The following is a 25788-nucleotide window of genomic DNA, read 5'->3' as shown; positions in this document are numbered from 1 at the left end:
GCCCTCGGGTCCTGCGGTCCCAGGACCGCAGGACGGCATTTGTTGCGGAGGGATGAAATCCGCCGCGACCCGCGTTGGTGCCTCCGGCAGATCAGGGCGATCGGTCCGGACGATCAGGAGGCACCAGTGGCGGCGGGCGAACAGGGCTGGGCACGGCGGCTGACCGGATACGCGTGGCGATACCGGCGCAATGCGGTGCTCGCCCTCGGCTCCTCGCTCGTGGGCATGGCGGTGATGGCCCTCGTACCGCTGATCACCAAGGTCGTCATCGACGACGTGATCGGGGACGGCAGCCGCTCCCTCCTCGTCTGGACCGGCCTGCTGGTCGTCGCCGCGCTCGCCGTCTACGCGGCGACCTACGTCCGCCGCTACTACGGCGGCCGGCTCGCCCTCGACGTACAGCACGACCTCCGCACGGAGATGTACGAGACGATCGGCCGCCTCGACGGCCGCCGCCAGGACACGCTGTCCACCGGCCAGGTCATCGGCCGCGCCACCAGCGATCTCCAGCTCATCCAGAGCCTGCTTTTTATGTTGCCGATGACCATCGGCAACGTCCTGCTGTTCCTGATCTCCCTGGGGATCATGGCGTGGCTCTCACCGCCGCTGACCCTGATCGCCCTGGCCGTCGCCCCCGCCGTCTGGTTCATAGCCCGCCGCAGCCGCGCCAAGCTGCACCCCGCCACCTGGTACGCGCAGGCGCAGGCCGCCACCGTCGCCGGGGTCGTGGACGGAGCCGTCTCCGGAGTCCGCGTCGTCAAGGGCTTCGGCCAGGAGGAGCAGGAGACCGGCAAACTCCGTGCGACCGGCCGGGAACTCTTCGCCGCCCGGCTGCGCACCATCAGGCTCAACTCCCGCTACACCCCCGCCCTCCAGGCCGTACCGGCGCTCGGGCAGGTCGCGATGCTGGCGCTCGGCGGCTGGCTGGCGACCCGGGGCCAGATCACGCTCGGTACCTTCGTCGCCTTCTCCACCTATCTGGCGCAGCTCGTCGGCCCGGTCCGGATGCTCGCCATGGTCCTGACCGTCGGCCAGCAGGCGCGCGCCGGCGTGGAACGGGTGCTGGAGCTGATCGACACCGAGCCCACCCTCCAGGACGGTACGAAGGAGCTGCCGGCGGACGCCGAGGCGTCGGTCGAGTTCGACGACGTGTCGTTCGCGTACGAGGACGGCCGGCCCGTGCTCGACGGCTTCTCGCTGCGGATGAGCCCCGGTGAGACCGTCGCCGTCGTCGGCGCCTCGGGCAGCGGCAAATCGACCGTCTCCCTCCTGTTGCCCCGCTTCTACGACGTCGCGCGCGGCGCGGTCCTCGTCGGCGGCCATGACGTGCGGGAGCTGACCCTCCACTCGCTGCGCTCCGCCATCGGGCTCGTACCCGAGGACAGCTTCCTCTTCTCCGACACCATCCGCGCCAACATCGCCTACGGAAAGCCCGACGCGACCGAGGAGGAGATCCTCGGCGCCACCCGCGCGGCCCGGGCGCACGACTTCATCACCGACCTGCCCGAGGGCTACGACACGCCGGTCGGTGAGCACGGCCTCACCCTCTCCGGCGGGCAGCGCCAGCGCATCGCCCTGGCGCGGGCGATCCTCACCGACCCCCGGCTGCTCGTGCTGGACGACGCGACCTCGGCCGTCGACTCCCGGGTGGAGCACGAGATCCACGGCGCGCTGCGCGCGGTGATGGCCGGGCGGACGACCCTGCTCATCGCCCATCGCCGCTCCACCCTGGGCCTGGCCGACCGTATCGCCGTACTGGACGACGGGCGGCTCGCCGACATCGGGACGCACGACGAGCTCCAGGAGCGGTCCGCCCTCTACCGGCGGCTGCTGACCGAACCGGACGAGCTGCGCGGCGTCTCGCCCGGCCACCCCCCGGTCGCCGCCGGGTCACTGGCCGACGACTCGGACGAGTCGGTGGCGCAGGCCCGCGCGCTCCAGCAGGAGATCGACGCCGAGTTCGACGCGGAGCGCGGGGTGACCCCGGCCCTGTGGGTACGCGGCGAGCGATGTCGCGACGACTCCGCCGTGCGCGGCGCCGCTTCCGGGGCCGCTGCTTCCGGGGCCGCTGCTTCCGGGTCCGCTGCTTCCGGGTCCGCCGCCTCCGGGTCCGCCGCTTCCGGTGCCGCCGCCTCCGGTGCCGCCCCCGACATGCTCGCCCTGGTCGAGGCGCTGCCACCGGCCACCGATACCCCCGATGTCGACGAGCGCCGCGCGGTCGCCGCCGAGGAGTCGTACGGCCTGCGCAGGCTGCTGCGCGGGTTCGGGCCGCCGCTGCTGCTCAGCCTGTCGCTCGTCGCCGTCGACGCGGGCATGGGCCTGCTGCTGCCGGTCCTCATCCGGCACGGGATCGACGAGGGTGTGGAGCGTCTCGCGCTCGGCGCGGTGTGGGCCGCTTCGGCGCTGGGGCTGCTCGTCGTGCTCGTCCAGTGGGCCGCGCAGATCGGTGAGACGCGCAAGACCGGCCGTACCGGTGAGCGCGTCCTCTACGCGCTGCGGCTCAAGATATTCGCGCAGCTCCAGCGGCTCGGACTCGACTACTACGAGCGCGAGCTGACCGGCCGCATCATGACGCGGATGACGACCGACATCGACGCGCTGTCGACCTTCCTCCAGACCGGTCTCGTCACCGCTTTCGTCTCCGTCGTGACCTTCGCGGGCATCCTGGTCGTGCTGGTCGTCATCGACGTACAACTGGCCCTGGTCGTCTTCGCGACCCTGCCCGTGCTGATCGTCGGCACGGTCTTCTTCCGCCGCAAGAGCGTCCAGGCGTACGAGCTGGCCCGTGAGCGCGTCGGCGCGGTCAACGCCGATCTCCAGGAGTCCGTCTCCGGGCTGCGGATCGTCCAGGCGTTCCGCCGTGAGCGGGACGGCTACGAGCGGTTCGTGGCACGCAGCAACCACTACCGCACGGCCCGGGTGCGCGGGCAGTGGCTGATCTCGGTGTACTTCCCCTTCGTCCAGCTGCTGTCGTCGGTGGCCGCCGCAGCCGTGCTGATCGTCGGCGCGGGACGGGTGGAGGCCGGCACGCTGACAACCGGCGCGCTGGTCGCTTACCTCCTCTACATCGACCTGTTCTTCGCGCCCGTGCAGCAGCTCTCCCAGGTCTTCGACGGCTACCAGCAGGCGACCGTCTCGCTCGGCCGCGTCCAGGAGCTGCTGCGCGAGCCGACCTCGACCCGTGCGGCGAAGGAGCCGCTGGACGTGCGCTCGCTGCGCGGCGAGATCGTCTTCGAGGACGTGCACTTCGCGTACGGAAGCGACGAGGGCGCGGGCAGCGACGGGGGCGACGGGGGCCGAGAGGGCGCGGCCGCGGGACAGGGCGAGCGTCCGGACCGGTCGCGGAGGCCGGAGAAGCCGAAGAGTGCCGAGAAGCCGACGGGTGCCGAGCGGTCGGAGAAACCCGAGCGGTCGGCGAAGACCGAGCGGTCGGAGAAGCCCGAGCGCTCGCAGCAGGTGGCGCTCGCCGGGATAGACCTGCGGATCGAGGCCGGGCAGACCGTCGCCTTCGTGGGCGAGACCGGCGCCGGCAAGTCCACCCTCGTCAAACTGGTCGCGCGGTACTACGACCCGACCGGGGGCCGGGTGCGGGCGGACGGTACGGACCTGCGCGAGCTGGACCTCACGGCGTACCGGCACCGGCTCGGTGTCGTACCGCAGGAGCCGTACCTCTTCGCCGGTACGGTCCGCGACGCCATAGCGTACGGACGGCCCGAGGCGAGCGACGCCCGGGTGGAGGCGGCGGCGCGGGCGGTCGGCGCGCACGACATGATCGCCACGCTCGACGGCGGCTATCTGCACGAGGTCGCCGAACGCGGCCGCAACCTCTCGGCGGGACAACGCCAGTTGATCGCCCTCGCCCGCGCCGAGCTGGTCGATCCGGACATACTGCTGCTGGACGAGGCGACTGCGGCGCTCGACCTGGCCACCGAGGCGCTGGTCAACCAGGCCACCGAACGGCTGGCCGGTCGCCGCACCACCCTGGTCGTCGCGCACCGGCTGACGACCGCCGCGCGCGCGGACCGGGTGGTCGTGATGGACCACGGGCGGGTCGTCGAGGACGGCGCGCACGAGGACCTGCTCGCGCTGAACGGCCGTTATGCGGCGCTCTGGCGCAGCTTCATCGGTGAGGGTGAGGAAGAAGAGGCTGCCGTGGTGCTGTGAGGCGGCGGCTGTGCTGTGAGGCGGCCGCGGTGCTGTGAGGCGGCGGCGTGCGGACGCCGGACACGTGGCGGGCGGGGCGGGGCGGGCGTGGAGACACCGCAACCATCCTCGGGTCCCACGCGTCGTACGCATGTACACAAAGAACACCAATAGGGGGACCTTTGTTCGGGTTGGCTGGGGTGGTGGCCGCGGGCAGGGGCGTGCCGGCGTACGGTCTCGCGATCCTGATCGCCGCGGGTGCCCTGGTGGCGGACCCCGGGGCTCCGGCGGCGAGTGCGGCCTCCGCCTGTTCGGGGCGACCGCTGCGGACCGTGCCGTTCGCCACCGGTGAGGTGCGGGTCTACAAGAGCCGTGACTACGCCTGCGCGATCGCCGTCGCCAAGAAACCGGGCAAGAAGCGCGCCATGTCGATCAGCCTCCAGCCGCGTGGCGGCAGCCCGGTGACGGACCGAGGCCAGTACACGCGGCAGGCCGGTCCGGTCACGGTGCACGCCCTGAACCGGTGTGTGCGGGCGACCGGTTCGGTGTCGGGGAAGTCCGCCTCGACCGGCTGGATACTCTGCTGAGATACGCGCTCCAACGGCCCTGGGGGCTGGCGGACCCCACGGTCGCCCGGTTAGGTTCACGGCGTCTGTCATGAACACAGGGAGCGTGAATGCGCAAGGCGCTGAGATGGGTGCTGTCGCTCGTGCTGATCATAGGCACGGTGGCCACCGCAGGTGCGGCCACCGCCGCCGATCGGAGTGCGGACCGGCGGACCGCCACCGACACCGTCGATATCAAGGACCGAATCCTCGCGATCCCGGGGATGAGCCTGATTCAGGAGAAGCCGTACGACGGCTACCGCTACTTCGTTCTCAACTACACGCAGCCGGTCGATCACCGGCGCCCCTCCAAGGGCACCTTCCAGCAGCGCATCACGCTGCTGCACAAGGACACCAGCCGCCCCACGGTCTTCTTCACCAGCGGCTACAACGTCTCCACCAACCCCAGCCGCAGTGAACCGACCAGGATCGTCGACGGCAACCAGGTGTCGATGGAGTACCGCTTCTTCACTCCGTCCCGTCCCCAGCCCGCCGACTGGTCCAAGCTGGACATCTGGCAGGCGGCCAGCGACCAGCACCGGATCTTCACGGCGTTGAAGAAGATCTACCCGAAGAACTGGCTCGCCACAGGCGGCTCCAAGGGCGGCATGACGGCCACCTACTACGAGCGTTTCTACCCACGTGACATGGACGGCGTGGTGGCGTACGTCGCGCCCAACGACGTGGTGAACAACGAGGACTCGGCGTACGACCGCTTCTTCGAGCAGGTCGGCACCAAGGAGTGCCGCGACAGGCTCAACGCCGTGCAGCGCGAGGCGCTGGTCCGGCGCGTGCCGCTGGAGAAGAAGTACCAGGAGTGGGCGGAGGCGGAGGGCGCCACCTTCCGCACCATCGGCACGCTCGACAAGGCGTACGAGGCCGTGGTGCTGGACTTCGTCTGGGCGTTCTGGCAGTACGGCCTGGCCTCCGACTGCGACACCATCCCGGTCGCCGCCACCGCCTCCGACCAGGAGATCTACGACGTCGTGGACGCGGTCTCCGGCTTCTCCGCGCCGACGGACGAGAGCCTGGCCACCTACACCCCGTACTACTACCAGGCCGGTACGCAGCTCGGCTCTCCCACGATCAAGCTGCCGCACCTGGGCAAGCTGAGCCGGTACGGCTACCTGTCGCCGCGCAACTACGTACCGCGCGAGATCCCGATGAAGTTCGACCCGTGGGTGATGCCGGACATCGACAACTGGGTCCGCCACCGGGCGAACCAGATGCTGTTCGTGTACGGCCAGAACGACCCGTGGGGCGCCGAGCCCTTCCGGCTGGGCCGTGGCGCGCGCGACAGCTATGTGTATGTCGCGCCGGGCGCCAACCACGGTGCCAATGTCGCGGGTCTGGTCCCCGAGCAGCAGGCGAAGGCGACGGCCCGCATCCTGGAGTGGGCGGGGGTCGCTCCCGCCGCTGTGCTGAAGGACGAGGCGAAGGCGGAGCCGCTGGCGAAGTTCGACGCCGATCTGGACAAGCAGAAGCTGGACCGGCGGCACACGCTGCGGCCGTGACCGGTGGGTGAGGGTGCCCGTCGTCCGCCGCTCGACCTGAGCCGGCGGACGGCGGGCACCGCCATGTCCTGGCCGGTGCGGTGGGCACGTTCGGCACCGTTCAGCGCGCTCACCGCTTCAGCACGGCGGCTCGGGGCCGGGTCTCAGTACGTCAGCCCGTGCCCGATCGGGAACAGCACCCGGGCCGGATCGTCCGCGCGCTGCACCGGGACCGGCAGCCGGCCCCGTGGCCGGCCGCGGCCCGCGATGACCCGGGCCGCCGCCCGAACCTCCACATCCGTCCAGGAGTAGGCGGCGAGGGACGCCCGGACCCCGGACAGCAGCGCGATGTCGTACGGATTGCGGACGGCGAGCGTCACGACCGGCACGCCGGTCGCGGCCAGCGCGCTCACCAGCGTGCGCTGCGAACCGGTCGCCGAGACGTTGTACGTGGCCACGATCACCGCGTCCTTGCCCCGGGCACCCGCCACCGCCGCGTCGATCCGCTCCGGGCCCGGCGCCGTACCGGTGGACAGCGCGGTGACGGCGAAGCCCAACTCGGTCAGGGCGTCGGCCAGTACGGTGACCGGCGGACCGGTGGTGCCGGAGGGGGAGGCCGCGTCGGCGCCGACGACCAGCAGATCCCGTTCCCGGCGCCGGCTCAGGGGCAGCAGCCCGCGCTCGTTGACCAGCAGGGTGGTGGTCGCCTCCGCGATCCGGTCGGCTGCGGCCAGATGCGCGGGGGTACCGACCGTACGGTCCACGCCGCCGCCCGGGGGGTACGGGTCGCGGAACAGGCCCAGCCGATCCTTGAGCGTGAGAATCCGCAGCACGGACTCCTCGATCCGCCGCTCGCTCAGCTCGCCGCTCCTGACGGCGGCCAGCACGGCGTTCCGGGCGAGCCGGAAGTCCGGCGGGTTGAGCAGCTGATCGACGCCCGCCTTGAGGGCGAGGACGGGCACCCGGTCGTCACCGTACTTCTCCCGTACGCCTCTCATGTCGAGCGCGTCGGTGATCACCACGCCGTCGTAGCCGAGCTGTTCGCGCAGGACACCGGTGACGATGGGGTGCGAGAGCGTCGCCGGGGTCTCGGTCGGGTCGAGCGCCGGGACGACGATGTGCGCCGTCATGATCGAGGTGACCCCGGCGGCGATCGCGGCCCGGAACGGCGGGGCGTCCAGCGCGGCCCACTGCTCGCGGGTGTGGTGGATGGTCGGCAGCGCGTAATGGCTGTCGTCGGTCGTGTCGCCGTGGCCCGGGAAGTGCTTGGCCGCGGTGGCGATGCCCGCGCCCTGGTACCCCTTGATCTGCGCGGAGACCAGGCCGGCCACGGCCCGCGGATCGGCCCCGAAGGACCTTGTGCCGATGACCGGGTTGGCCGGGTTGACGTTGACGTCCGCGTCGGGCGCGTAGTTCTGGTTGACGCCCATGGCGGCCAGCTCCGCGCCCGCGATCCGCGCGGCCCGGCGCGCGTCGTCGGGCGAGCGCGACGCGCCCAGCGCCATCGCGCCCGGCAGCAGGGTGGCCGGCTTCCCGATCCGGGCGACGGCGCCGTGCTCCTGGTCGGTGGAGATCAGCAGGGGCACAGGGGTGCGCTGGGCGAGGGCCGCACGCTGAATGCCCCGGGAGAGCGCGGCGATCTGGTGCGGGTCGCGGGTGTTGTGCGCCCAGGCGAAGTAGATGATCCCGCCGACGTGGTACGTGGAGACCAGCTCGGCGGCCGTGCGCACACCGGTCTCGGTGAGGTTGGTGTCGGCGTCCGCCCGGTCGGGGTCGGTGGCGGAGTGGCCGTACACCCGCACCACGAAGAGCTGGCCCACCTTCTCCTCCAGGCTCATACGGGCGACGAGCCGTCGGAGCCGGTCGGAGCGCCCGGGGGGAGGCTTGGGACGGGGCCCGGCCTGTGCGGGCAGCGGCGCGGCGCAGACCGCGGCCGCCGCGACGGCGGTCGCGGTGAGGAGGGTGCGTCGGGGAACGGCGCGTCGGCGGATGGTGCGTCTGGGGATGGTCCGGTCGTGCACTGGTGCTCCTTCCGGCCATGGGGCGCGAGGGAAGTGAAGATAACTTCCAAGATTTACGGATATACGGAAAGTAATTACCAGTCAAGGGACGCGCCGCCGCCGGGCGGGACCGTCTACGCCGACGCGCCCGCGACCGCCGGCCAGTGCTGACGCAGCGTCTCCACGGCCGCGGTGACGGCCGGGCGCCTGGCCGCGCCGGTGCGCCACAGCGCGTACAGCCGCCGCGTCGGCACCGGATCGAGAGCGACGGCACGCACCCCCTCGGGCAGCGGGCCGCGGCCCAGGCGCGGGATCACGGCGATCCCGAGTCCCGCCGCGATCAACGCCAGTTGGGTGTGGCTCTCCTCGGCCTGATGGGCGAGGTCCGGCTCGCAGCCGGCGGCGCGCAGGGTACGCACCAGCCAGTCGTGGCAGACCGTTCCCGGCGGTTGGCAGATCCAGCGCTGTCCGCCCAGGTCCTGTCTGCTGATCGAGGACCGGGCCGCCAGCGGGTGCGTGGCCGGGACCAGCACATCGCACAGATCGTCACCGATGACCGCCTGCTCCACGCCCTCGGGTGCGGGCAGCGGCGCGATGTCCCAGTCGTGGGCGACCGCCAGGTCGATCGCGCCACGCGCCACCAGATCGATGGAGAGATGCGGGTCGACCTCCCGCAGCCGTACATCGAGGGCGGGGTGGAGTGCGGCCAGCTCGGCCAGCACGCCCGGGAGCAGCCCCCGGGCCGAGGAGGCGAAGGCTCCGACGGTGAGCTGCCCGGTCGGCTGCCCTCTGCGCTCCTCCAGCGTGGTCTCGGCGCGCTCCACGATGGCGAGCAACTCCTCGGCGGTGGCGGCGAGATGGTGCGCCTCCTCGGTGAGTGCCACGCCCCGGCCGCGCCGCTCCAGCAGGGTGGTGCGCGTCTCCCGTTCCAACTTGGTGATCTGTTGGGAGACGGCCGAGGGGGTGTAGCCGAGAAAGGCGGCGGCCGCCGCGACGGAACCGTGGACGGAAACCGCGTGCAGCGCGCGCAGCCGGGCCAGATCGAGCACGGACGCCCCCTGGTGTCGTGGTTGTGGTCGCGGTCGCGGTCATGGTCGTCGTTGTGGTCGCGGTCGCGGTCGGGGTCGGGGTCGCGGTCGTGGTCGTGGTCGTGATGACGGTCATGGCGGTGATCGTGGCGGTGCGGACGCGGCCTCGTGCGGAGCGAGCGCTGATCCCCCCACTCGTAAGCAGTGCTGAATTCAATCATGAAGAAACTCGCGCTGGTGCTACACGGTTGGGCTCGGTGACGCTCTCCTTATGCGCACGACACATATCGCTCTCGCCGTTCTGGTCGCCGCCCTGTGGGGCGTGAATTTCGTGGTCATCGAGGTCGGCCTCGGGCACTTTCCGCCGCTCCTCTTCTCCGCGCTGCGCTTCCTGGTGGCCGCGCTGCCCGCTGTCTTCTTCGTGGGGCGGCCGAAGGTTGCCTGGAAGTGGGTGGTGGGGGTCGGCCTCGCGCTCGGCGTGGCGAAGTTCGGGCTGCTGTTCGTCGGTATGGACCGGGGCATGCCGGCCGGTCTGTCCTCACTCGTCCTCCAGATCCAGGCGGTCTTCACCGCGCTGTTCGCCGTGCTCGCCCTCGGCGAGCGGCCGGGGCGGGTACGGCTGCTGGGCATGGGTGTCGCGCTCGCCGGTATCGGCGTCGCGGCGGTGGACGAAGGCGCCTCCGGCCCACTGCTCGCCTTCGTCCTGGTCATCGCCGCAGCGGCATGCTGGGGTATCTCCAACGTGCTCACCCGCAAGGCGTCCCCGCCGGACGCCCTGAACTTCATGGTGTGGGTGTCGACCGTCCCCGTACTGCCACTGCTCGCCCTCTCGCTGATCTTCGAGGGCCCGGCCGCCGATCTGGCCGCACTGCGCGCGCTGGACGCCACCGGGATAGGCGTCATCGTCTACGTCGCCTGGGGCACGACCGTCTTCGGCTTCGGGGTCTGGGGCTTTCTGCTGCGCCGCTACCCCGCCTCGTCCGTGGCGCCCTTCTCGCTCCTCGTGCCGGTCTTCGGGATGTCCTCGGCGGCCCTGCTGCTGGGCGAGTCCATCAGCCCGGCGCGCTGGTGCGCGGCGGCGCTGCTGGTCGGGGGAGTGGCGCTGACCTCACTCTCACGCGGTGGTCGGCGTCCCGCCACAGGCGACGAATCGGTCCGCGTCCCGGCACTCGACGTCAGGTAGCCCTGCTGGCGGCTGGAGAACCAACCCCGAGCCAGTGAACGGGTATCGGCGCACGAGCGGACGCAGACGGGGTCGTGGCCGTGGCCGTGCCCGCGGAGACGCGTACCGCCGTGCTCTCGGCCCCTGCCGCGGATATGGTCACGGGCCCTGCCGAAGCGACCGACCGGCAGCCGGTCCCGCGCGCCGCCACAACACAACTTGCCATGTGGACCAGCATCTTCAACCTCCTCTGGGCCACCGTCGCCGTCCTCATGATCGTCAGGTCGGGGCTCCACCACGGGCGCCTGCCCCCCTCGGCGGACCTACCGGTCGCGGTGAGCCCGAGCCGCCCCGCCTGCCGCCCCGCCCGCCTCGGGCCTACCGTCGGCCGCCCATCGCCCGCCACCCGGCGCCGCCCGCCCGTCGCCCCGCCTGCCTCGGGCCCGCCGTCCGTCGCCCGCCACTCGGCGCCGCCCGCCGCCGCCCGCCCGTCGCCTGCCGCCTGACACCGGCTCGGCAGGGCGACGCGCTCTCTCCGCTCTCTTTCTCCACCCTCCTTCTCAGCCTCTCCGTCCTCCTTCTCAGCGCTCTCTCAGCCGTGCCCGCCTGCCAGCCCCTCCAGATGGACCCGTCCCGCCGCCAGCAGCCCCGGCAGATCCTCCGCCTGCGGATACCAGCGCTTCTCGTACTCCCAGCAGACCCAGCTGTCGTCGTCGAGCAGCGTGAGGCACTCGCCCAGCGGCAGCACTCCGGCACCCAGGGCCAGCGGCGTGGTGTCCTCTGCCGAGGCGATGTCCTTCACCTGGACATAGCCCAGATAGGGGGCGAGTACGGAGTGCGTGGTGACCGGGTCCTCGCCGCCCAGCCAGGTGTGCATCACATCCCAGAGCGCCCCCACCTGCTGGTGTCCGACCAACCCCACCACGCGGGCCGCGTCCGCGCCCGTGCGGTGCGAGTCGTGCGTCTCCAGCAGAATCCGTACACCGTGATCCGCCGCTGTCTCCGCCGCCGCAGCCAGCCGTCGCGCGGCCGTCGCGTCGGCCTCGGCCGCCGGCTGGTCGCCCCCGCCAGGGAAGACCCGGAGGTAGGGAGCGCCCAGATCCCGCGCCAACACCATCAGGTCGTCCAGCTCCTGGTACAGCTGATCCTCGTCCACCTCCGCGTCGGCCACCCGTGGGTATCCGGCGATCCCGAGGATCTCGACATCGGCACGCTTGAACTCGTCGACCACCGCCGCGCGGTCGCGCTCCCCCAGCCCCCGGTGCACGGGCTCCTCCGGATGGGCCCGCAGTTCCACCCCCTGGAATCCGTTCGCGGCGGCGAGCGCGACCACCTCGGGTATGGGCAGACCTGGTACTCCGAGAGTGGAGAAGGCGAACTTCATGGTGCTGTTCCTTCCTTGGGTACGGCCTGCTCCCGAAGGGGGAGCCGCCAGTCCTGGCCTATCAGCTCGGCACCGTACGAGTGGTGAGGGCGCTCGGAGACGAGGGTGAATCCGGCACGCTCGTAAAGGGCACGGGCTGAGGTCAGGACGTCATTGGTCCACAACGTCACCTCCCGGTACCCCGATTGCCGGGCGAAATCCACCACCGTCCCGATCAACCGCTCCCCGAGGCCGTGGCCCCGGGCCCCGGGCTCGACCAGCAGCAGCCGCAGCCGCGCGGTGCCGGGCGCCTCGCCCCGTCCCCCCGAAGCACAGGGGTCCGCCTCGGAAGCACCAGTGTCCGTGTCGGAAGCACCGGCGTCCGCCGCCGAACCGGCGGTGTCCGCCGCGGTGTTCGCCCCCACCCGGTCCGCGTCCGCGGCGTCGTCCCGTACGCACATCACCGACCCCACCGGTCTGCCGTCCAGCTCGGCGATCCAGGCACGCTCCAGCCGAGGGTCGTGGTGCTGTGCGAAGTCCGCGACGATCCGGGCGACCATGCCCTCGAACTCGGTGTTCCAGCCGTATTCCGCCGCGTACACCGCGCCGTGGCGCTGCACTATCCAGCCCAGCTCGCCCGGCGCAGGCTCTCTCAGCACCGGCTCGCCGTGCCGGGACATCGAGCCGGGAGCGCCTTCGAGGAGGTCACGTACGGTCCGCATCGCGTCCGTGAGCTGGGGCCGCCTGGCCGGCTCCACCCGGTCGAGCAGCGAGCCGACGGCGTCCCGCGACCGCTCGTCGAGCAGCGCCGCCGCCTCGCGGCCCTGCGGTGTCAGGGTGATCCGCTGGCGCCGTGCGTCCCGCTCGGACGGCGCGCGGCCGACCAGGCCGTCGCGCTCGAACTTGGTCAGCAGCCGACTCAGATATCCGGCGTCGAGCGACAGCTCGGCGCGCAGGTCCGCGGCGTCCGTGCGCGGAGCGTGGGCCAGCTCGTACAGCACCCGCGACTCGGTGAGCGTGAACGGTGTGTAGAGGTGCTTGCTGTAGTCGAGCGCCCCGATGAGATTCGTGTAGAAGCGGTTGAACGCGCGGACTTCCTGAACGGCCATGACCCACCCCGGCCTTCCCCTGGGTTTTTCTTTGACTGAGTCAACGCTACGACGCCCCGCTGAGGCTCGACAAGGGCCAATCCGCGTCTTGGCGGCAACTCGCCACATCCCCATCCCCGGGCCCCAGCCGCGCCACCACCGAACTCCGCCGAGCTACCGCCGAACCTCGCCGCGCCACCACCGAACCTCGCCGGATCTCACGGCCGCACCTGATCCCACCGAATCTCACCCGGCCCCTCACCGGGCCCCGCCCGCTACCGCGGCTCCCCGCCCCGCCCCGCCCGGCTCCTCCGGCGGCAGCGCCCCCGGCCGCCGGCGGCGCCGGCCGGGCCTCAGCCCGTCCTCGGCGGCGCCGTGGACGCCCGCGCCATCAGCTCCGCCGCGATGGTCGCGATCCCGCCCGGCGGCGGGGTCTCCGTGCCCATCGCCAGCCGCCCCGCCCGTGCCCCCGCTTCGTGCAGCGGCAGCCGTACCGTCGTCAGCGCCGGTGTCGCGTCCACCGAGAACGGCAGGTCGTCGAAGCCGGCCACCGAGATGTCCTCCGGGATGCGCAGCCCCCTGTCACGCACCGCCGCGCACGCCCCGAGCGCCACCGTGTCATTGGCGGCGACCACGGCCGTCAGACCCGGCGCCCGGCGCAGCAGCTCCAGCGTCGCCTCGTACCCGGAGCGGCGGCTGTAGGGCCCGTGCACCGTGAGCGGCTCCCGTCCGTCCGCACCCGCCCCGCCGTCGTCCAGCCCCGCCGCCCGCAGCGCCGCGCGGTGTCCCTCCAGCCGATGGCGGGTCGTCGTCCGTTCCACCGGGCCTGCCACATAGCCGATCGTGCGGTGTCCCAGCGCGAGCAGATGCTCCGTCAACCGCTGCCCGCCACCCCGGTTGTCGAAGGCCAGCGCCGCCACGATCGCCTCGCTCCCCGGCAGGGGCGGGCGCCCGCACAGCACCACCCGGGTCCCCGCGTCCGCGAGTCTCGCCAGCTTCGCCGTCATCGCGGCGATGTGCCGGGGGTCTTCGAGTGCTCCGCCGGTCAGGATGACCGCAGCCGCCCGCTGCCGCTGGAGCAAGGTCAGATACGTCAGTTCCCGTTCGGGTGATCCGCCGGTATTGCAGACGACGGCCAGCTTCTCGCCGCCCGCCCGCCCGGTCCCCTCCTGCCCGCCGATCTCGGTCTGCGCCGCCCCGGCCATGATCCCGAAGAACGGGTCGGCGATGTCGTTGACGAGGACGCCCACGAGGTCCGAGGTGGCGGCGGCCAGCGAGCTCGCGGGCCCGTTCAGCACGTAGTCCAGCTCGTCCACGGCCCGCAGGACGCGCTCGCGAGTGGTGGCGGCGACCGGATAGTTGCCGTTCAGCACGCGGGAGACGGTGGCCGGTGAGACCCGGGCGCGGGCCGCCACATCCGCCAGCGTGACTGTCATCGCTTTCCTCCGAGAGGGTTCCGAGGGGGTAGGGGTGGGATCGACAAGGAGATCGCGGCGCGGCACTTGTCCAGGCCGCTGTCGCAGGCTAGCTTCTTAGCGGATAGAAAGCGCTTGCTACGGCTGTACGGAGGGAATTTCGTGACACGCAGGACAGTGCGGATCGCCATGAACGGCGTCACGGGACGGATGGGATACCGGCAGCATCTGCTCCGTTCCGTCCTCGCGATCCGGGAACAGGGCGGAGTGGATCTGGGCGGCGGCGAGGTGCTCTGGCCCGAGCCCGTCCTCGTCGGCCGCCGTGACCACGCCCTCAAGGAGATCGCCGAGCGCCACGGTCTGACCGAATGGTCCACGGATCTGGACGCCGTCCTGGCGGACGACACGATCGACGTCTACTTCGACGCGCAGGTCACCTCGGCCCGCGTCGAGGCCATCGAGAAGGCGATCGACGCCGGAAAGCACATCTACACCGAGAAGCCGACCGCGACGGACCTCGAAGGCGCCCTCCGGCTGGCCCGGCTGGCCCGCACAGCCGGGATCAAGCACGGTGTCGTCCAGGACAAGATCTTCCTGCCGGGACTGCTCAAGCTCAAGCGCCTCATCGACGGCGGCTTCTTCGGCGAGATCCTCTCCGTACGGGGAGAGTTCGGCTACTGGGTCTTCGAGGGCGACTGGCAGGACGCGCAGCGCCCCTCCTGGAACTACCGCTCGGAGGACGGCGGCGGCATCGTCGTCGACATGTTCCCGCACTGGGAGTACGTCCTGCACGAACTGTTCGGGCGGGTCCTGAGCGTCCAGGCGCACATCACCACGCACATTCCGCGCCGCTGGGACGAGCAGGGCAAGCCGTACGCGGCGACGGCGGACGACGCGGCGTACGGCATCTTCGAACTGGACGGCGGCGCCGTGGCCCAGATCAACTCCTCCTGGGCCGTCCGCGTCAACCGTGACGAGCTGGTCGAGTTCCAGGTCGACGGCACTCACGGGTCCGCCGTCGCCGGGCTGCGCAACTGCCGCGTCCAGCACCGCAGCGCCACGCCCAAGCCCGTCTGGAACCCCGATCTGCCCGCCACCGAGTCCTTCCGCGACCAGTGGCAGGAAGTGCCGGACAACACCGAGTTCGACAACGGCTTCAAGGCCCAGTGGGAGCTGTTCCTGCGCCACGTCGTGCTCGACGAGCCCTACCAGTGGGACCTTCTCGCGGGCGCGCGCGGCGTCCAGCTGGCCGAGCTGGGACTGCGCTCCTCGGCGGAGGGCCGCCGCTTCGACGTACCGGAGCTGACGCTGTGACCGCCCTCCGGCTGCCGTCCCCGGGCGGCGGCACGCGCGCGTACACCCCCAGCGCCGAACCGGCCCGGTTCAGCACGGGCGGCGCCGCGCCCCTCGCCTCCCGTACGGTTTTCTCCGCCGCCCACGTCGTCGCCGACCCGTACGCCGACATCAGCCCGGACGAGCCCGCCGCCGTCGACTGGGACGCCACCCTCGCCTTCCGCAGACACCTGTGGTCGCACGGCCTCGGGGTCGCCGAGGCCATGGACACCGCGCAGCGCGGCATGGGCCTGGACTGGGCGGGCGCCGCCGAGCTGATCCGCCGTTCCGCCGCCGAGGCGAAGGCGGTCGGCGGCCGGATCGCCTGCGGTGTGGGCACCGACCAGCTGCCCCCGGGGACGCATTCCCTGGACGCTGTCCGCGCGGCGTACGAGGAGCAGCTGTCCCTGGTGGAGGAGAGCGGTTCACAGGCCATCCTGATGGCGTCCCGCGCCCTCGCCGTCGCCGCGACGACGCCGGACGACTACCTCGGCCTCTACGCCCACCTGCTGCGGCAGTCCTCGGAACCGGTGGTTCTGCACTGGCTCGGTCCGATGTTCGACCCGGCGCTGGACGGTTACTGGGGCAGCGCCGATCTCGACGCGGCCACCGAGACGTTCCTCCAGGTCATCTCCGAACACCCCGACAAGGTCGACGGCATCAAGATCTCGCTGCTCGACGCGGACCGCGAGATCGCGCTGCGCCGCCGGCTCCCGAAGGGCGTCCGCTGCTACACGGGCGACGACTTCAACTATCCCGAGCTGATCGCGGGTGACGAGCAGGGCTTCAGCCACGCGCTGCTCGGCATCTTCGACCCGCTGGGACCTCTCGCGGCGGAGGCCGTACGGGTCCTGGACACGGGCGACACGGAGGGCTTCCGCGCCCTCCTCGACCCCACCGTCGAGCTGTCCCGGCACCTCTTCAGGACGCCGACGCGCTTCTACAAGACGGGTGTGGTGTTCCTCGCCTGGCTGGCCGGCCATCAGGACCACTTCACCATGGTCGGCGGCCTCCAGTCGGCCCGCTCGCTGCCGCATCTGGCGCGGGCCTACGAACTGGCCGACGGCCTCGGGCTGTTCCCCGATCCGGCGCTGGCCGCGACCCGGATGACGTCCCTGCTCGCCGTGTACGGAGTGGACCAGTGACCGCTACCGCCGGCGACCTGACGCGCTTCAGCATCAACCAGATGACCGTCAAGCAGCTGTCGCTGCCCGAGCTGACCGAGACCTGCGTACGCCTCGGTGTACCGGGCGTCGGGCTGTGGCGCGAACCCGTCCGGGCGTACGGAGTCGAGGCCGCTGCCCGGCTCGTGCGCGAAGCGGGCCTCACGGTCACCACCCTGTGCCGGGGCGGATTCCTGACCGCCGCCGATCCCGCCCTCCGTAAGGAGGCGCTCGACGACAACCGCGCCGCCATCGACGAGGCGGCGGCGCTCGGCACGGACACCCTGGTCCTGGTCTCCGGGGGGCTTCCCGAAGGCGACAAGGACCTGCACGCCGCCCGGGAGCGCATCGCGGACGCGCTGGGCGAGCTGGCTCCCTACGGTGCCCAGCGGGGCGTCAGACTGGCGATCGAACCGCTGCACCCGATGTTCGCCTCCGACCGCTGCGTCGTCTCCACCCTCGACCAGGCGCTCGACCTGGCGGAACGCTTCCCCGCAGACCAGGTCGGGGTGGCCGTGGACACGTACCACATCTGGTGGGACGACCGGGCCCCCGCGGCCGTCGCGCGCGCGGCGGAGCGGATCCTCACCTTCCAACTGGCCGACTGGATCACTCCGCTCCCGGCGGGTGTGCTGAACGGCCGGGGCCAGATCGGCGACGGCGCGATCGACATGCGCGCCTGGCGTGAACGGGTGGAAGCGGCGGGCTACACCGGCTTCATCGAGGTGGAGCTGTTCAACGACGACCTCTGGGCGCGGGACGGCGTCGAACTGCTCACGGAGGTCACCCGGCGGTACCTCACCCACGCCCTGTAACGCCCCGGCCGACCGCACCGGACCCGGCGTCCGCAGCCCCGGGAAAACAACTCTGCGCAACCGTGGGACCCTCCCCGGGTGATGCGAGTCGTTCACGTCGACAGGGCCTTGGGGGATGAATCCGGGGGATGGGAAGGCTCTGTCGGAGAGGGAGCGTGCGGGGCCCGGTCCGTCGGATCGGGCCCCGCACAGTGCGGCGGACGGCGTCGCACCGGCCGGGCGCGGCAGCGGAGTTGTCCACAGGCACGTCGTGGTGTCGGAGCCGGGCGGTAGCGTCTGAGCATGTCCAATCCAGCGATGGCCGTACTCGAAGCCGTCCTTGAGCGCATCACGTACGCCAACGAGGAGAACGGGTACACGGTCGCCCGGGTCGACACCGGCCGCGGCGGCGATCTCCTCACCGTGGTCGGCTCACTGCTCGGCGCGCAGCCCGGCGAGTCGCTGCGGATGGAGGGGCGCTGGGGATCGCACCCCCAGTACGGCAAGCAGTTCACGGTGGAGAACTACACCACGATCCTTCCGGCCACGATCCAGGGCATCCGCCGCTACCTGGGATCGGGTCTCATCAAGGGGATCGGCCCGGTGATGGCCGACCGGATCACCACCCACTTCGGCGTCGACACCCTCGACATCATCGAGAACGAGCCGAAGAGGCTCGTGGAAGTGCCAGGTCTCGGCCCCAAGCGGACCAGAATGATCGGAGCCGCCTGGGAGGAGCAGAAGGCGATCAAGGAAGTGATGATCTTCCTCCAGGGGGTCGGCGTCTCCACCTCCATCGCCGTACGCATCTACAAGAAGTACGGGGACGGCTCGATCTCCGTCGTCAAGGGCGAGCCCTACCGGCTCGCGGCCGACGTCTGGGGCATCGGATTCCTCACCGCCGACCGGATCGCCCAGGCCGTCGGCATCCCGCACGACAGCCCGGAGCGGGTCAAGGCCGGACTTCAGTACGCGCTGTCGCAATCCACCGACCAGGGGCACTGCTATCTGCCCGAGGAACGGCTCATCGCGGACGCGGTCAAGTTGCTCCAGGTGGACACGGGCCTGGTCATCGAGTGCCTGGCCGAGCTGGCCGCCGAGGACGAGGGGGTCGTCAAGGAGAAGGTGCCGGGGCCGGACGGGGTGGAGCAGGTCACCGCCGTCTATCTGGTTCCGTTCCACCGCGCGGAGCTTTCGCTCTCCGCCCAGGTGCTGCGGCTGCTGCGCACCGGCGAGGACCGGATGCCGGCTTTCCGGGACGTGGCCTGGGACAGGGCGTTGAGCTGGCTGGCGGGGCGTACGGGCGCTGAGCTGGCTCCCGAGCAGCGGGAGGCGGTCCGGCTCGCGCTCACCGAGAAGGTCGCCGTGCTGACCGGTGGTCCCGGCTGCGGAAAGTCCTTCACGGTCCGTTCGATCGTCGAGCTGGCGCGGGCCAAGAAGGCCAAGGTGGTCCTGGCGGCCCCCACCGGGCGGGCGGCCAAGCGGCTGGCCGAGCTGACCGGAGCGGAGGCGTCCACCGTCCACCGGCTGCTGGAGCTGCGACCGGGCGGGGACGCCGCGTACGACAGGGACCGGCCGCTGGACGCCGATCTGGTGGTGGTCGACGAGGCGTCGATGCTGGATCTGCTGCTGGCCAACAAGCTGGTCAAGGCGGTGGCACCCGGTGCACATCTGCTTCTGGTCGGGGACGTGGACCAGCTTCCCTCGGTCGGGGCCGGCGAGGTGCTCCGTGATCTGCTCGCCGAGGGCGGCCCGGTGCCGAGGGTCAGACTCACCCGGATCTTCCGGCAGGCGCAGCAGTCCGGGGTGGTGACCAACGCGCACCGCATCAACTCAGGCGTGCAACCCCTCACCGAAGGGCTCTCGGACTTCTTCCTGTTCGTGGAGGACGAGACGGAGGACGCCGGGCGGGTCACGGTCGATGTCGCCGCGCGGCGGATTCCCGCCAGGTTCGGACTCGACCCGCGCCGCGACATCCAGGTGCTGGCTCCGATGCACCGGGGTCCGGCGGGCGCGGGCGCGCTCAACGGTCTGCTCCAGCAGGCCATCACCCCCGGCAGACCCGACCTCCCCGAGAAGCGGCTCGGCGGCCGGGTCTTCCGCGTCGGCGACAAGGTCACCCAGATCCGTAACAACTACGAAAAAGGGGAGAACGGGGTCTTCAACGGCACGGTCGGTGTCGTCACCGCGCTCCACACCGAGGACCAGCGGCTGACGGTGCTGACGGACGAGGACGAGGAGGTGCCGTACGACTTCGACGAGCTGGACGAGCTGGCGCATGCCTACGCCGTGACCATCCACCGATCCCAGGGCAGCGAGTACCCGGCCGTGGTCATCCCGGTCACCACCGGTGCCTGGATGATGCTGCAGCGCAATCTGCTCTACACGGCGGTGACCCGCGCGAAGAAACTCGTCGTCCTGGTCGGCTCCAGAAAGGCCATAGGCCAGGCGGTACGCACCGTGTCAGCGGGTAGGCGCTGCACCGCTCTCGACCACCGGCTCATGGGACTTTCGGCATCGTGACTTCCCACAACTGGGGCGAACGGGGCAGGATGGGCGGGTTGGCGGCACTGAGTGCCGCCAAAAGGCCGAATGGCCGACCCCGAGTGCACTCTCCTGAGCCAAATGGGGGATGGTAGAGACAGTCAGGGCACCTCGAAGAAGAGGCACTACGTCGGTGAGGGATGACGTGAGCGAGAAACGCGACAACGCGGTAGTACTGCGGTACGGCGACGGCGAGTACACCTACCCGGTGATCGACAGTACCGTCGGCGATACGGGCTTCGACATCGGGAAGCTCCGTGCGCAGACCGGCCTGGTGACTCTGGACAGTGGATACGGCAATACCGCCGCCTACAAGTCCGCGATCACCTACCTCGACGGCGAGCAGGGCATCCTGCGCTACCGCGGCTATCCGATCGAGCAGCTGGCGGAGTCCTCCAGCTTCGTCGAGGTGGCGTATCTGCTGATCAACGGCGAGCTGCCGACGGTCGACGAGCTGGCCACGTTCAAGAACGAGATCACGCAGCACACGCTGCTGCACGAGGACGTCAAGCGGTTCTACGACGGCTTCCCGCGCGACGCCCACCCGATGGCGATGCTGTCCTCCGTGGTCAGCGCGCTCTCGACGTTCTACCAGGACAGCCACAACCCGTTCGACGAGAAGCAGCGTCACCTCTCCACGATCCGGCTGCTCGCCAAGCTGCCGACCATCGCGGCGTTCGCCTACAAGAAGTCGATCGGCCACCCCTTCGTCTACCCGCGCAACGACCTCGGGTACGTCGAGAACTTCCTGCGGATGACTTTCTCCGTCCCCGCGCAGGAGTACGAGCCGGACCCGGTCGTGGTCTCCGCGCTCGACAAGCTGCTCATCCTGCACGCCGACCACGAGCAGAACTGTTCGACCTCCACCGTGCGGCTGGTCGGCTCCTCGCAGGCGAACATGTTCGCCTCGATCTCCGCCGGTATCAGCGCGCTGTGGGGCCCGCTGCACGGTGGCGCGAACCAGTCGGTGCTGGAGATGCTCGAAGGCATCCAGGCGTCCGGCGGCGACGTCGACACCTTCATCCGCAAGGTGAAGAACAAGGAAGACGGCGTGAAGCTCATGGGCTTCGGGCACCGCGTCTACAAGAACTTCGACCCCCGGGCGAAGATCATCAAGGCGGCGGCGCACGACGTCCTCTCGGCGCTCGGCAAGTCCGACGAGCTGCTCGACATCGCGCTCAAGCTTGAGGAGCACGCGCTGGCCGACGACTACTTCGTCGAGCGCAAGCTCTACCCGAACGTGGACTTCTACACCGGTCTGATCTACCGGGCCATGGGCTTCCCGACCGAGATGTTCACCGTGCTGTTCGCGCTCGGCCGGCTGCCCGGCTGGATCGCCCAGTGGCACGAGATGATCAAGGAGCCCGGCTCCCGTATCGGCCGTCCGCGCCAGATCTACACCGGCGAGGTCCTGCGCGACTTCGTTCCGGTCGAAGGCCGCTGACGCCAGGTCCGACGCCGGGTTCGATCCCTGTCTGATGCCGGTCGCGCTCCGCGCGGCCGGCTTTGGCATGCCCGCGGTGCGCTCGCACCCCGCCGCCACGCATGACGAAAAGCGCCCCGCCCACCGATCCCCCCACGGGTCGGCGAGCGGGGCGCTTTCCATATCCCCGGTGCGGATTCCCCCCACGGGATCCGGGCCGGGCGTCTGCCGTAACCAGAACGGCTACTCGCGCGGTCGGACCGGGGTACGTACGGGAGGGCCGCTCAAAGCTCCCCGTGCACGTGCCCCGGCCAATCGCTTGCCTGGGATGTCCCCCAAGACATCCCCTGCGATCCCCTAGAACGTCCCCCAAGACGTTCTATTGGCATCGTCCTCTTAGACACGCGAGATGGCCTAATGGTTACCCCACAATCTATGTGATCTGGATCTCTTTGTGAAGGACTTGTGGCACATGTGGAGGGCTAAAGGCGAAACGCGGTGGTAACCAGGCAAATGGAGGGCTGAGGCAGGCTGCGCCTGGGATCGGATGGTCGGGTCAGGACTGGCCCGTCAGTTCGTACCCGGCCTCATCGACAGCGGCGCGCACGGTCGCCTCGTCCAGGGGTGTCCGCGACACCACGGTCACCTTGCCGGTCGCGGCCACGGCCACGACGGAGGTGACGCCCTCGATGTCCGAGATTTCGCTGGTGACGGCGGTCTCGCAGTGGCCGCAGGTCATGCCGGTGACCTGGTAGACGGTGGTCGTTCCGTCCGCCCGCTCACCGGCCGTGATGTCGTGGCGGGAGTCGGTGGTCTCGGCGTGCTGACTCTTCGTCTCGGCGGTCATGACGTTCTCCTCGTCGGGGATTTTGGCGCGATTGGCGCGCGTTTCGGGTTCGCCGGGGCATGTGGCGGCCGTGGTTCCCCGACGCATCCCCGACTGTACCCCTAGGGGGTATCGATGCGGATCCCGGGAGTTCGCCTTCCTCGCTGCCGCCGCCCCGCCGCGTGTCTCCGCCGCTCGTCCCTTCCGCCCTTCGCCGGGCCGCCGACAACTCAGCGGTGTCCGATGAGCGGATCGAGGTAGCGGTGCAGGACCGTTTTCAGCTCGGCCGTGTACGCGTCCCGCTCATCGGGTTCGGCGGCGAGGATCAGATCCAGCCCGCCCTTGAAGATGGAGAAGGAGGTCCGCACGATCCGCCGTATGTCGGCCTCCTCGGCGTCGGGGAGGTAGCCGCTGAGGATCTCCTCGACCCGGGTGAGTGCGGAGGAGTGCAGACTCTCGTGATCCAGCGTGACTTTGCCGGGGATGTCGGAGCCCTGCATCAGGACGCCGAAGGCCGGGTTCTCGAAGTTGAACTGGATCAGCGGGTCGAGGACGGCGTCCAGCAGCTCGTCCAGGGGCAGTTCGAGATGGGTCTGTGTGAACGCCTCCCCGTACGTGGTGCGCCAGCGCGTGATGAGCTGGTCGCCCAGCTCGATGGCGATGGCCTCCTTGTTCGGGAAGAACTGGTAGAGCGTGCCGGGGGAGACGCCCGCCTCCCGGGCGATGGAGTTGGTGCTGGCCGCCGTGTAGCCGGTGGTGCAGAAGACATGGGCGGCGGCTTCCAGGAGTTGGGCGATCCGGCGCTCACCGCGTGCCTGGCGGCGCCGCGGCTTGACCGTCGGCTCGCTCCCGCTGCTCTTCTCCTCCGGCATGTCGGCCCCGGCTTTCCTGGATCGGTTGACAAACACGAGTGGTCGCTCGCATTCTGTTAATGCGAGCGAGCGCTCGTGTTTTTGATTCTATGACAATGGCCGACCCGCGCAACGGGTCACGGTGAAGGGGACACCGCACGATGTCCGAAGTCAACACTGGCCCGCGACTGGGGGGCTGGACCCGGTTCGTCACCGCGCGCCCACGGCTGTCCCTGCTGGTCACCCTGGTCATCACGGCTCTCGCCGTGTTCGCGGGAAGCGGCGTCGCCGATCGCATGGCCAGCGGTGGCTGGGCGGATCCGGACGCCGAGTCGACCTACGCGACCCGGGCGCTGGAGCGCGAGTTCCCCGCCTCCCAGCCCAATCTGCTGCTCCTGGTCGACAGCGGAAGCCGGAGCGTCGACGACCCCGCCGTGGCCGCCGAGGCCGAGCGGCTCACCAAGCGGCTCGCGGCCGAGAAGGGCGTCACCGGAGTCGGGTCGTACTGGCAGACGAAGGCTCCCGCGCTGCGCGCCGAGGACGGGCGGGAAGCGCTGATCGCGGCGAGGATCCAGGGCGACGAGAAGGGCGCGGCGGCGGTTCTGGACCGGTTGGCCCCCGAATACAGCGGGACGCGTGGTCCGTTGAAGGTCGCTCTCGGTGGCCCCGTCGCCGTCCAGCACGAGATGCAGAAGACCATCCAGGAGGACCTGCTGCGGGCCGAGCTGATCGCCCTGCCGGTCACGCTGGTGCTGCTGGTGATGGTCTTCGGCAGCGCCATCGCCGCCCTGCTGCCTCTGGGGGTCGGCATCGTCGCCATCCTGGGGACGAACGCGGTGCTGCGCGGACTCACCGAGCTGACCGATGTCTCGATCTTCGCGCAGAACCTCACCACGGCCCTCGGACTCGGATTGGCCATCGACTACGCCCTGTTCATCGTGCGCAGATTCCGCGAGGAGCTGGCCGGGGGCGCGGAGGTGCGGGACGCCCTGGGGATCACCCTGCGCACCGCCGGGCGCACGGTGCTGTTCTCGGCACTGACCGTGGCGGTGTCGCTGGCCGCCATGATGGTCTTCCCCCAGTACTTCCTGCGCTCCTTCGCCTACGCCGGGATAGCGGTGGTCCTGCTGGCCGCGGCCGCGGCGCTGATTCTGCTGCCCGCCGCACTGATGCTGCTCGGCCCCCGGGTCAACTCACTGGACCTACGGCGGCTGCTGCGCAGGGGCCGGCGGACCACGGCGGCGACCGAGGGGGCCGCCTCCGTCGAGGAAGGAGCCGCCTGGGGCCGCACGGCGCGGCTCGTCATGCGCAGGGCCCCGTTCTTCGCCCTCGGCACGAGCGCTGTCCTCGTCCTGCTCGGACTGCCCTTCCTCGGAGCCAGGTTCGGCACCGCCGACTACCGGCAGCTTCCCGCGAGCGCCGACTCCCGGATGGTGCAGGAGGAGATCCGGGACGGCTTCCCCGGCAGCCCCGGCGGCGGGCTGGAGGTGTTCACGGAGGGCGTGGCCACCGCCGCCCAGTACGCCGACTACCGCACCCGGATAGCGGCCCTGCCGGACGTACTGCGGGTCGACGGACCGGTCACCTCCGGCGCGCACGGCTACTTCACGGTGCAGCCGAAGGGAGAGGCGGTCGGACAGGACACGCAGCAGCTCGTCCGGGACATCCGCGCCCAGCCCGCCCCCTTCGACGCCTCCGTCACCGGCACCGCCGCCGTACTGGTCGACTCCAAGAGCGCCATAGCCGACCGGCTGCCCTGGGCGCTGGGCATCATCATGGTGGTCACCCTCGTGCTGGTCTTCCTGCTCACCGGCAGTGTGCTGATACCGATCCAGGCGGTCGTGCTCAACGCGCTGAGTCTCACCGCCATGTTCGGGGCGATGATCTGGGTCTTCCAGGACGGCCATCTCTCCGGACTGCTCGCCTTCACCTCCACCGGGGACATCGAGACGACCGTGCCGGTCGTGATGTTCTGTGTCGCCTTCGGGCTCTCCATGGACTACGGCGTCTTCCTGCTCTCCCGGATCAAGGAGGAGTACGAGCGGAGCGGCGACCATGAACAAGCGGTGGCCTTCGGCGTCCGCAGGACCGGGGGACTGATCACCGCAGCCGCCGTGATCCTCGCCGTCGTCATGGTGGCGATAGGCACCTCACGGGTGACCAACACCAAGATGCTCGGTCTCGGACTCGCCCTGGCCGTGCTCATGGACGCGATGGTCGTACGCAGCCTGCTGGTCCCCTCCGTGATGAAGCTGACCGGGAAGGCCACTTGGTGGGCGCCGGGGCCGCTGCGCCGCTTCCACGAGCGGTTCGGCCTGAGCGAGGGCGAGGGCGAGGCGAAGCCGGCCGCCGAGGGGCACGAGGAGCCACCGGTGCCCGAATCGGACCGGGACTCCGACCGGGACCGCGCGAGGGTCTGACGGGAGTCCAAGGGAGTTCAACGGGGGAGGGAGCCCAACGGTCCACGGCGCCGGTCCGGCAACGGGGGACCGGCCCGAGGCCGCCGTACGGTAGGGGGCGCCCGCTCCGTACCGTACGGTGTCCGGCCCGTCCAGCCC

At 70.7% G+C, this 25788-nt stretch carries 17 protein-coding genes; 10 read left to right on the top strand and 7 right to left on the bottom strand.

Translation table 11 applies throughout. The features are described from left to right. Positions 1-126: 126 nt before the first annotated feature. The 3 genes from ACFY6S_RS11540 (at position 127) to ACFY6S_RS11530 (ending at position 6262) form a co-directional block, all read left to right on the top strand. The gene (locus ACFY6S_RS11540; RefSeq protein ID WP_388825461.1) at positions 127-4164 is read left to right on the top strand and encodes an ABC transporter ATP-binding protein; all 4038 of its coding nucleotides are present in this window, start codon (positions 127-129) and stop codon (positions 4162-4164) included. 182 nt (positions 4165-4346) lie between these two features. Further along, the gene (locus ACFY6S_RS11535; RefSeq protein ID WP_388825464.1) at positions 4347-4730 is read left to right on the top strand and encodes a hypothetical protein; all 384 of its coding nucleotides are present in this window, start codon (positions 4347-4349) and stop codon (positions 4728-4730) included. A gap of 89 nt (positions 4731-4819) precedes the next feature. Beyond that, positions 4820-6262, top strand: coding sequence for a S28 family serine protease (locus ACFY6S_RS11530; protein ID WP_388825467.1), 1443 nt, complete (start codon positions 4820-4822; stop codon positions 6260-6262). A 143-nt stretch (positions 6263-6405) separates the two neighbouring features. Here the strand turns inward: ACFY6S_RS11530 and ACFY6S_RS11525 are convergent, their stop codons facing one another. Then, a complete protein-coding gene (locus ACFY6S_RS11525) occupies positions 6406-8262 on the bottom strand; it encodes a glycoside hydrolase family 3 protein (protein ID WP_388825470.1) in 1857 nt (618 codons plus the stop codon). Positions 8263-8375: 113 nt separating this feature from the next. After that, entirely contained in the window at positions 8376-9290 is a 915-nt protein-coding gene (locus tag ACFY6S_RS11520; protein WP_388825473.1) for a LysR family transcriptional regulator, read from the bottom strand. Between the two features lie 250 nt (positions 9291-9540). Here ACFY6S_RS11520 and ACFY6S_RS11515 point away from each other — a divergent pair, with 250 nt between their 5' ends. Continuing rightward, positions 9541-10452 carry an EamA family transporter gene (locus ACFY6S_RS11515; RefSeq protein ID WP_388825476.1) on the top strand — a complete coding sequence of 304 codons (912 nt, stop codon included), beginning with the start codon at positions 9541-9543 and terminating at the stop codon, positions 10450-10452. A gap of 571 nt (positions 10453-11023) precedes the next feature. On the opposite strand, the gene ACFY6S_RS11510 is transcribed toward ACFY6S_RS11515, so the two are convergent. The 3 genes from ACFY6S_RS11510 to ACFY6S_RS11500 all read right to left on the bottom strand — a co-directional run bounded on the left by ACFY6S_RS11510 (position 11024) and on the right by ACFY6S_RS11500 (position 14318). Continuing rightward, the gene (locus ACFY6S_RS11510) at positions 11024-11815 is read right to left on the bottom strand and encodes a sugar phosphate isomerase/epimerase family protein (protein ID WP_388825479.1); all 792 of its coding nucleotides are present in this window, start codon (positions 11813-11815) and stop codon (positions 11024-11026) included. Then, positions 11812-12903: a GNAT family N-acetyltransferase gene (locus tag ACFY6S_RS11505; protein ID WP_388825482.1), complete on the bottom strand. Its 1092-nt coding sequence runs from the start codon at positions 12901-12903 to the stop codon at positions 11812-11814. Before ACFY6S_RS11505 ends, ACFY6S_RS11510 begins: the two co-directional genes overlap by 4 nt. Positions 12904-13235: 332 nt before the next feature. Next, positions 13236-14318, bottom strand: coding sequence for a LacI family DNA-binding transcriptional regulator (locus tag ACFY6S_RS11500; protein ID WP_388825485.1), 1083 nt, complete (start codon positions 14316-14318; stop codon positions 13236-13238). 141 nt (positions 14319-14459) lie between these two features. Between ACFY6S_RS11500 and ACFY6S_RS11495 the strand changes: the two genes are divergently transcribed. The 5 genes from ACFY6S_RS11495 to ACFY6S_RS11475 all read left to right on the top strand — a co-directional run bounded on the left by ACFY6S_RS11495 (position 14460) and on the right by ACFY6S_RS11475 (position 21574). After that, positions 14460-15611, top strand: coding sequence for a Gfo/Idh/MocA family protein (locus tag ACFY6S_RS11495; RefSeq protein ID WP_388825488.1), 1152 nt, complete (start codon positions 14460-14462; stop codon positions 15609-15611). After that, complete coding sequence (locus ACFY6S_RS11490; RefSeq protein WP_388825491.1) at positions 15608-16774, top strand: dihydrodipicolinate synthase family protein; 1167 nt, start codon at positions 15608-15610, stop codon at positions 16772-16774. Before ACFY6S_RS11495 ends, ACFY6S_RS11490 begins: the two co-directional genes overlap by 4 nt. Positions 16775-16815: 41 nt before the next feature. Continuing rightward, positions 16816-17607, top strand: coding sequence for a sugar phosphate isomerase/epimerase family protein (locus ACFY6S_RS11485; protein WP_388825830.1), 792 nt, complete (start codon positions 16816-16818; stop codon positions 17605-17607). A gap of 282 nt (positions 17608-17889) precedes the next feature. Continuing rightward, the gene (locus tag ACFY6S_RS11480) at positions 17890-20109 is read left to right on the top strand and encodes an ATP-dependent RecD-like DNA helicase (RefSeq protein ID WP_388825494.1); all 2220 of its coding nucleotides are present in this window, start codon (positions 17890-17892) and stop codon (positions 20107-20109) included. 166 nt (positions 20110-20275) lie between these two features. Beyond that, a complete protein-coding gene (locus ACFY6S_RS11475; protein ID WP_388825497.1) occupies positions 20276-21574 on the top strand; it encodes a citrate synthase in 1299 nt (432 codons plus the stop codon). A 535-nt stretch (positions 21575-22109) separates the two neighbouring features. Here the strand turns inward: ACFY6S_RS11475 and ACFY6S_RS11470 are convergent. Both ACFY6S_RS11470 and ACFY6S_RS11465 read right to left on the bottom strand, forming a co-directional pair. Continuing rightward, on the bottom strand, positions 22110-22400 hold the full coding sequence (locus tag ACFY6S_RS11470) for a heavy-metal-associated domain-containing protein (RefSeq protein ID WP_388825500.1): 291 nt from the start codon (positions 22398-22400) through the stop codon (positions 22110-22112). A 209-nt stretch (positions 22401-22609) separates the two neighbouring features. Next, positions 22610-23251, bottom strand: coding sequence for a TetR/AcrR family transcriptional regulator (locus ACFY6S_RS11465; protein WP_388825503.1), 642 nt, complete (start codon positions 23249-23251; stop codon positions 22610-22612). 140 nt (positions 23252-23391) lie between these two features. On the opposite strand from ACFY6S_RS11465, the gene ACFY6S_RS11460 reads away from it, so the two are divergent. Next, on the top strand, positions 23392-25650 hold the full coding sequence (locus ACFY6S_RS11460; protein WP_388825506.1) for an MMPL family transporter: 2259 nt from the start codon (positions 23392-23394) through the stop codon (positions 25648-25650). Positions 25651-25788: the final 138 nt, after the last annotated feature.

This window comes from Streptomyces sp. NPDC012835 (genome assembly GCF_042900885.1).
In the GTDB taxonomy this organism is placed as follows: domain Bacteria; phylum Actinomycetota; class Actinomycetes; order Streptomycetales; family Streptomycetaceae; genus Streptomyces.
This window is presented reverse-complemented; position numbering and strand designations above follow the sequence as displayed.

Excerpts from the sequence above, each read along its gene's own strand:
- ACFY6S_RS11530 (WP_388825467.1), top strand. The coding sequence starts at position 4,820 with ATGCGCAAGGCGCTGAGATGGGTGCTGTCGCTCGTGCTGATCATAGGC.
- ACFY6S_RS11515 (WP_388825476.1), top strand. The coding sequence starts at position 9,541 with ATGCGCACGACACATATCGCTCTCGCCGTTCTGGTCGCCGCCCTGTGG.
- ACFY6S_RS11510 (WP_388825479.1), bottom strand. The coding sequence starts at position 11,815 with ATGAAGTTCGCCTTCTCCACTCTCGGAGTACCAGGTCTGCCCATACCC.
- ACFY6S_RS11505 (WP_388825482.1), bottom strand. The coding sequence starts at position 12,903 with ATGGCCGTTCAGGAAGTCCGCGCGTTCAACCGCTTCTACACGAATCTC.
- ACFY6S_RS11500 (WP_388825485.1), bottom strand. The coding sequence starts at position 14,318 with ATGACAGTCACGCTGGCGGATGTGGCGGCCCGCGCCCGGGTCTCACCG.
- ACFY6S_RS11485 (WP_388825830.1), top strand. The coding sequence starts at position 16,816 with ATGACCGTCAAGCAGCTGTCGCTGCCCGAGCTGACCGAGACCTGCGTA.
- ACFY6S_RS11480 (WP_388825494.1), top strand. The coding sequence starts at position 17,890 with ATGTCCAATCCAGCGATGGCCGTACTCGAAGCCGTCCTTGAGCGCATC.
- ACFY6S_RS11470 (WP_388825500.1), bottom strand. The coding sequence starts at position 22,400 with ATGACCGCCGAGACGAAGAGTCAGCACGCCGAGACCACCGACTCCCGC.
- ACFY6S_RS11465 (WP_388825503.1), bottom strand. The coding sequence starts at position 23,251 with ATGCCGGAGGAGAAGAGCAGCGGGAGCGAGCCGACGGTCAAGCCGCGG.
- ACFY6S_RS11460 (WP_388825506.1), top strand. The coding sequence starts at position 23,392 with ATGTCCGAAGTCAACACTGGCCCGCGACTGGGGGGCTGGACCCGGTTC.